This is a genomic window from Leptolyngbya sp. AS-A5 (genome assembly GCF_039962495.1).
Classification (GTDB): domain Bacteria; phylum Cyanobacteriota; class Cyanobacteriia; order Leptolyngbyales; family Leptolyngbyaceae; genus Leptolyngbya.
This window is the reverse complement of the sequence record NZ_JAMPLL010000042.1, coordinates 20,706-28,088: the sequence shown is the minus strand read 5'-3', so window position 1 is coordinate 28,088 and position 7,383 is coordinate 20,706. Positions and strand designations below refer to the sequence as shown.

Sequence of the window (7,383 nt, the reverse complement as noted above, 5' to 3'; positions counted from 1 at the left end):
TCTCGCTTTGCGTCCGCCGCCCCTTGCCCGTTTTCGCACAGGCTTTGCCGCATTGCGGCTTGCCTCGTAAGCCTGCTCAAAGCTCGGCAGCAGCGCATCAAAGGCTTTTCGGTTTAACCCAGTCAAGGCTCGTAGCAAGCGGTCTTGGTTTAAGGCACGTTCAAGATTTAGCATGAGACGTAGTTGATGCAGCCTTGATTATTATCTCTTATTCCCCAACAACTCTATTAGTAATCCCTCCGCAGGACTTGTACTTGGGAACACAACGGCTCAAAACATTACGATCGCAGATAACGATGCTCCGTTAGTTCCCAGCGTCAGTATTACTGCGACAGATGTCAATGCAGCCGAATCGGGTACGACGGTGAATACTGGTAGCTTCACGGTCACTCGAACAGGAGATACAACGGCAGCGTTGACTGTTACCTACACAGCGGGAGGAACCTCAACCAATGGCAGCGATTACAACAACTTACCTGGAACAGTAACCATTCCAGCAGGTCAAGGCTCCGCGACCCTGACGATTACTCCTGTGAATGATGGCAACACCGCTGAAGGTAACGAAACCGTCATTCTGAATTTGGTGGATGGAGCCGCCTACGATCTGGGGTCAACGAGCAGTGCTACAGTGACGATCGCTAATAACACCACCGGATCGCTCAAGAAAGTCGGAGGCTTGAACAGTCCCAATGGCGCAGAGATTCCGGCGTTTGATCCAGGTAGCCAACGCTTGTTTGCAGTCGCTGGAGCGACGGTTGACATCTACAATATCAGCAACACAGGCGCACTGACTCCGATCGGTACCCTCGCACCTGGCTTTACGCCGCCTACAGGAACAGCAGCCATTCCCAACAGTGTGGCAACCAAAAATGGCATTGTTGCCGTTGCCTATGCGATTCAAAATACGACGACTAATGCTCAATTGCCGGGACGAGTAAGTTTCTTTAAGGCATCCGATGGCAGTTTTCTAAATTCGATCGAGGTTGGCTACCTGCCGGATATGCTCACCTTCGCGCCGGATGGAGCCAAGGTGCTGACGGCAAATGAAGGAGAACCTAACAGTTACGGACAAGCGAACTCGTTTGACCCCGAAGGCTCGATCAGTATTATCAATTTGGCAAATGGTGTTGCGAATGTAACGGTGCAAACGGCTGGCTTTACAGCATTCAATAGCCAAATTAATGCTTTGAAGGCAGCAGGTGTGCGAATTTATGCTCCAGGAGCCACAGTTGCTCAAGATTTAGAACCGGAATATATCGCGTTCTCCGGAGATGGCACTAAAGCTTATGTCACCTTACAGGAAAACAATGCGATCGCGATCGTAGACATCGCAACTGCAACCGTGACTGACATTAAGCCTCTAGGAGTAAAAAATCATAATCTTCCTGGTAACGGCATCGATCCAAGCGATCAAGATGGTGGCATTAACATTCGCAATGTGCCTGTGTTTGGATTGTATCAACCTGATGCGATCGCAAGCTTTACCGTCAATGGTCAGACCTACTACATCACGGCGAATGAAGGAGATTCCCGTAGCTATCCTGGATTTAACGAAGAAGTACGGGTTGGCAGCAGCAGCTATGTTCTCGATCCCACTGTGTTTCCTAATGCAGCAACCTTGAAGCAGAATGCTAATTTGGGTCGACTGCAGTTAACGAATGCAACCGGAGATATTGATGGGGATGGAGATATCGATCGCATCGAAGTGCCTGGTGCAAGGTCTTTCTCTATCTGGGATGCGAGTGGAAATCAGGTCTTTGATAGTGGGGATCAATTGGAGCGCATCACCGCTGCTCAGGTTCCGAGCATTTTCAACTCCGATGGCAGTTTTACGTCACCAAACTTCGATACTCGCAGCGATAACAAAGGACCAGAACCAGAAGGTGTGGTCATTGGCGTTGTGAACGATCGTACCTATGCCTTCATTGGTTTGGAGCGAACGGGAGATGTGGTAGTTTACGAAGTCACCGACCCGACGAAGCCCCAATTCATTGAGTATGTTAACTCTCCAGCAGATGTGAGTCCAGAGGGTCTTACATTCATCTCAGCGGCAGATAGTCCCACGGGTAAACCCTTGCTTGTGACTGCAAATGAAGTCAGCCAAACCGTAGCAGTGTTTGAGTTTACGCCACCTGTTCGGATTAGTGACATTCAAGGCGCTGGTCACATTTCCTCCTTCAATGGCAAAGATGTGAACAATGCCCAAGGGGTTGTCACCGCTGTTGCGAGTAATGGATTTTATTTACAAGATCCCATTGCCGACAATGACATCCGCACCTCGGAAGGTATCTTTGTTTTCACCAGTTCTCGTCCAACGGTTGTTGTGGGTGACGCTGTGCAGGTCAGTGGTCGAGTCACTGAATTCCGTCCTGGTAACAATACCAATAACTTGACGACAACGCAGATTACCAATCCCGCCATTAACAAAATATCGTCCGGTAACGCGCTGCCTGCCACGATCGTTCTAGGCAACGGAGGGCGCATCATTCCAACATCTGTAATTGAAAACGATGCCAGCAATGTGGAAAACAATGGCATCTTTGATCCAGCGCAGGATGGCATCGACTTTTACGAAAGTCTGGAAGGGATGCGGGTGCAGATTAATAACCCTTTTACTACCAGCCCTACCAATAGCTTTGGCGAAGTCTGGGTATTGGCAGACAACGGCGCTAATGCGACTAGCCAAACTGCACGCGGCGGCAGCCTGATTAGCCCAACCGACTTCAACCCGGAACGGATTCAAATTGATGACAATCTGTTTACTGGTGGAACGCCTAATGTCAATGTTGGAGCGAAACTCGGCACGATCGTAGGTGTGGTGAACTATAACTTCAACAACTATGAAGTGTTGCCCTCTACGGCGCCAACGGTCGTAGCTCCCAGTTCTTTGACTAAGGAAGTTACCTCCCTCGTGGCCGATCCTAATCGGCTTACGGTTGCGACCTTCAACGTCGAGAACCTTGATCCGGGAGATGGTGCTGCTAAGTTCAACGGGCTGGCGAGTGCGATTGTCACAAATCTAAAATCTCCCGACATCATCAATCTTGAAGAAATTCAGGACAATAATGGTTCAACGAATGATTCTGTAGTTGATGCGAGCGCGACTTATCAGACCTTGATCAACGCGATCGCAGCGGCAGGAGGTCCCACCTACCAATATCGTCAGATTAATCCGGTCGATGACACCAATGGTGGAGAACCGGGTGGAAACATCCGAGTTGGGTTTCTGTACAATTCACAACGGGTTACATTTGTCGATCGTCCGGATGGCACCTCAACCTCCAACACCACCGTCACAGATATCGGAAATGATGGCATTCCTGATCTGTCTGTTAGCCCTGGTCTGATTGACCCTACCAATTCTGCTTTCAATGCGAGCCGTAAACCCTTAGTTGGTGAGTTTGTTTTCAACGGACAGACCGTTTATGTCATTGGCAACCACTTCAACTCAAAGGGAGGCGATCAACCCCTATTTGGTTCCTAATCAACCGCGAACCTTAAGTAGTGAAGCGCAGCGCAATCAGCAGGCAACGATCGTCAGAAACTTTGTTCAAAGTATTTTAGCGATTAACCCTAACGCCAACGTTATTGTTGCTGGCGACTTGAATGACTTTGAGTTTTCCAATCCACTCAACATTCTCAAAAGTGGTGGACTCAATAATCTGATTGAAACGTTGCCTGCAAACGAACGGTATACCTACAACTTTGAAGGGAATGCTCAGACGCTGGATCACATCTTAGTGAGCAAAAATCTGCTCAATCAATTAAATGGGTTTGATGTTGTTCACATTAACTCTGAGTTTGTTGATCAAGTCAGCGATCATGATCCCTCAGTCGCTCGATTCCTCTTTAACAGTGCTCCTACCGCTCTAGCCTTGAGCACAACAAGCATTGATGAGAACGTTTCGGCGAACACAATTGTTGGCACATTCTCATCAACCGATCCTGATCCGGGTAACGCCTTCACCTACAGTCTGGTTTCTGGAACTGGAGATACTGACAACACCAAATTCACCATTAGCAGCAATCAATTGCAAATCAATCTCTCCCCAGATTTTGAAACAAAGTCTACCTACAGCATTCGAGTACGTACGACCGATCAGGGTGGATTGAGTTTAGACAAGGTTCTGACGATCGCCATTAACGATCTGAATGATGCCCCTGTCCTCAATTCCATTCAGGTACAAAACTTCGTCGCGATCAATGAAGATCCAGCTATCAATTCTGGGACGCGCCTCTCCACAATCCTGGCGAACTCGATTGCTGACCAGGATGCTAGAGCCTTGCAGGGGATTGCCGTTACCGGAACAACAGGTTCTGGTTCCTGGCAATACTCCATCAACAGCGGTACAAGCTGGACTGACTTTGGCAGTGTCAACGATAACTCAGCCTTGCTGATAGATGCCAATACCCTGGTGCGGTTCAACCCTGCGCTTGATTATAACGGCACGATCAATCTCAACTTCCGAGCTTGGGATCAAACCAGTGGCACGGCTGGAAACAAAGTAGATACCAGCTTGAACGGGGGATCAACCGCTTTCAGCAAAGAGAGCGCAGTTTCTAGCCTAACCATCAACCCTGTCAACGACGCTCCCATCAATATGGTTCCTAGTGCTCAAACCGCGATTCAGGATTCTTTCCTAACCTTCTCTTCGATAGAAGGAAATATGATTTCTATCAATGATGTCGATGCGAATGGTGGTGCGGAGCAGATCAAACTGTCAGTTAATAACGGCTTTTTAAGCTTAGGCAACACCAATGGACTGACGGTGATCAATGGTAGCAACAACTCGGCTGCAATCACGATTCAAGGGACATTAACTGACCTTAATAATGCTCTCAATGGCTTGAAGTTTACTCCAGATGCCCCATCCGTGATTAATGGCTCTGTTACCCTCACCATTCAAACCAATGATTTGGGTAACACTGGAGCAGAGGGAGCTAAGACTGATACCGATACCATCACGATCGCGATCAACCCTGCCAATTTGATTCGAGGCACTGTTAAAAACGGCACTCTTCAGGGCACTGCTGGAGCCGACACGATCTACGCTGGTTCTGGCAACTACAAAATTTATGGAAATGGCGGCAATGACATTCTGCTAGGTAGAGATGGCAACGATGAGCTATATGGTGCGATTGGCAATGACTACATCGATGGCGGCAACGGCAACGATAAAATCTGCCTATGGTGGTAACAACACCATCTATGGTAGAGCTGGCAACGACACGATCTATGTTGGTTCTGGTATCAACCTGATCGATGGCAGTTTAGGAAATGACACGATCTACCTAAGCGGTGGTCAAGATACGATCGCGTTGACTCGTGGCAGTGGAATTGACACCCTCTACAATTACTCAGCAGGCTCGACTCGCTTTAACCTAATGGCTGGCTTAACTTACATTACAGCGACCTCACAGTATTACAAGACGGCAGCAATACGCTAATTAGAGCGGGAGCAGAGAAACTTGCTTCTCTAATTGGAGTTCAAGCATCTAGCATTACTTCTAGCAGTTTCCTGGGAGTGTAATTGGCGGGGGAGTTTGATGCGATTATAAGATTCTGCCCTGAATCTAAAAGGCTATGTTTCCCTGGCATTGTCAGGTTAACCGGAATGTAGAATAATCGTACTGCTTCAACTCCGTTCGCATCCGCTTACCCATGTATTCCCGTCATCGCTATCCTGGCGAAATTATTAGCTACTGTGTCTAGCTTTACACCGACTCAAGTTGGAGAGGAGCCAGATGATTTTAACGAATCATGTCCGATTCTGAAGCCGAGTCAGGGAGCCGCCTCCCTGACTTAGGCTAACTATACCTAACCCTGCTAGGGTTAGGTATAGTTATGTTTGTCATCTTGATGGCCAAACAGTTTGTTACAATTCGCTTTCAAAGTGCACAACACCGTCTAGCGATTTCCAGGTGTTCTTCCAGCTTCATCGTTACTACCACCGTGAGGACGAGAGTTACCAGGATCGCACCCTTCTGATCCATTTCCGATTCCCTGATTGCAGTGCTGCTTGCCCGTCGGCTTAGAACGGCTGCTGATTTCTTCTGATTGAATGATATAGGGGGAGGAAATTTTTTCAACTTTCCCAGTGCTTGCTAGGAATTGGTAGACGAAGGCACTGACTTCTGATCGAGTCACCACACGAGTTAAGTCAAGCCGGCTGGTTTGGGGATAGCTGACAATAATTCCTCGCTCTGTCAAAGCAGCAATCAAAGAGCGATACTGGACAGGAATAGTTGCTGCATCACTGTACACTGACAAAATCTTCTCAACAGAGCCGCTTACTGTCGTGTAATTGAGTGAAGTTGCCAACGCAACCAAGATGTCTAGGCGGGTGAGACGGCTGTTTGGGTTGAATTGATTCTCTGCGTTTACACCCAAGAAACCCATCTCGTACGCTTTGCTGATGGCGCTGTAAGCCCAGTAGCTCTCAGAAACATCTTGAAACGCGATCGCGTTTCGCATTTTAGCCTGCTCAAAGGCTTTGCGAATCACTGCTGCAAATTGTGCTTTGGTCATGACTTCCTCAGGGCGGAAACTGCCATCTGGAAAGCCTTCAACGATCGTCAGCTTAGCCAGTTCAGAGATAAATGAACTCGCCCAGTAGCTTGTCGAGACATCTGTAAAGCTCATCATTGTCGCGCTGGTAGCAGTTGTGGTGCTACTTTGTGACATTGAAGCTGTGCTGCTGGAGCTTTGTTCTGCACTAGCCATAGTTTCAGCATTGCTCATACTCTGAGTGCCCATGCTTTGAGTGCTGGTCATACTCATACTCTGAGTGCTGGTGCTCATTGCGGTTTGCGATCGAGTAACCTCAGCAGTGGATTGGGCAATCAGCCTTTGGGACATTGCTTCGTCGTAGGAGACCATCGAACCAGATGCGCTGCTGTAGTAGACCCAATACTGCTGCTCGCGCATCACAACGACTTTATAGCCTTGCGCCATTGCTTGAAGGCAACGCATTTGTCCGCTGGTTAATTCTAAGCAGCTATTAGACCAGTCGTACTGTTCGACGTTAACAATCCGCAAGGTCGCGATATCTGCACCAGTCCGGTTTGCTGCATCCTTGAGAACAGCAGAAGAAACCGATTTGGGCAGCTTCTTGACCTCGTCATCCTCATGTTCTTTCTTGTCGTCATCTTTCAATTGGCTGCTGGCATCAGCAAGCGGCTGTACATGAGATTGTGAAGCCACCGAAGCTGCATCGAGTTGACCAATTTGTGGAGGTGTTGCTGAAACACCTTTAGCTTGAGCAAGCACGAGAATAGCGGCTGCTAAAGTAGCATTACCGAGGAAAGCAAAATAGTTTTGGCTCATAACTCCCACACTGAAATGCGTGTTGAGGGTGACATTAAGCGGAGTAGTTTTTTACT

4 protein-coding genes and 1 pseudogene are annotated in these 7,383 nt (G+C 48.2%); 3 read left to right on the top strand and 2 right to left on the bottom strand.

Annotated features, from left to right (window positions below):
• Nucleotides 1-174 (bottom strand): annotated as a pseudogene (locus NC980_RS23815) (IS5/IS1182 family transposase); the annotation flags it as partial.
• Nucleotides 175-226: 52 nt separating this feature from the next.
• Between NC980_RS23815 and NC980_RS23810 the strand changes: the two are divergent.
• From NC980_RS23810 to NC980_RS23800, 3 genes are read left to right on the top strand one after another with little or no spacing between them, the layout of a single operon-like run.
• The gene (locus tag NC980_RS23810) at nucleotides 227-3,484 is read left to right on the top strand and encodes a choice-of-anchor I family protein (protein WP_347272581.1); all 3,258 of its coding nucleotides are present in this window, start codon (nucleotides 227-229) and stop codon (nucleotides 3,482-3,484) included.
• Nucleotides 3,426-5,198, top strand: coding sequence for a cadherin domain-containing protein (locus NC980_RS23805; protein WP_190376023.1), 1,773 nt, complete (start codon nucleotides 3,426-3,428; stop codon nucleotides 5,196-5,198). The genes NC980_RS23810 and NC980_RS23805 overlap by 59 nt, the downstream gene beginning before the upstream one ends.
• Complete coding sequence (locus tag NC980_RS23800; protein ID WP_190376022.1) at nucleotides 5,146-5,448, top strand: hypothetical protein; 303 nt, start codon at nucleotides 5,146-5,148, stop codon at nucleotides 5,446-5,448. The genes NC980_RS23805 and NC980_RS23800 overlap by 53 nt, the downstream gene beginning before the upstream one ends.
• A gap of 460 nt (nucleotides 5,449-5,908) precedes the next feature.
• On the opposite strand, the gene NC980_RS23795 is transcribed toward NC980_RS23800, so the two are convergent.
• Nucleotides 5,909-7,327: an S-layer homology domain-containing protein gene (locus NC980_RS23795; protein WP_190376021.1), complete on the bottom strand. Its 1,419-nt coding sequence runs from the start codon at nucleotides 7,325-7,327 to the stop codon at nucleotides 5,909-5,911.
• Between the last annotated feature and the right edge of the window lie 56 nt (nucleotides 7,328-7,383).

Coding starts and splice junctions, on each gene's coding strand:
- NC980_RS23805 (WP_190376023.1), top strand. CDS start 3,426: ATGTCATTGGCAACCACTTCAACTCAAAGGGAGGCGATCAACCCCTAT.
- NC980_RS23800 (WP_190376022.1), top strand. CDS start 5,146: ATGACTACATCGATGGCGGCAACGGCAACGATAAAATCTGCCTATGGT.
- NC980_RS23795 (WP_190376021.1), bottom strand. CDS start 7,327: ATGAGCCAAAACTATTTTGCTTTCCTCGGTAATGCTACTTTAGCAGCC.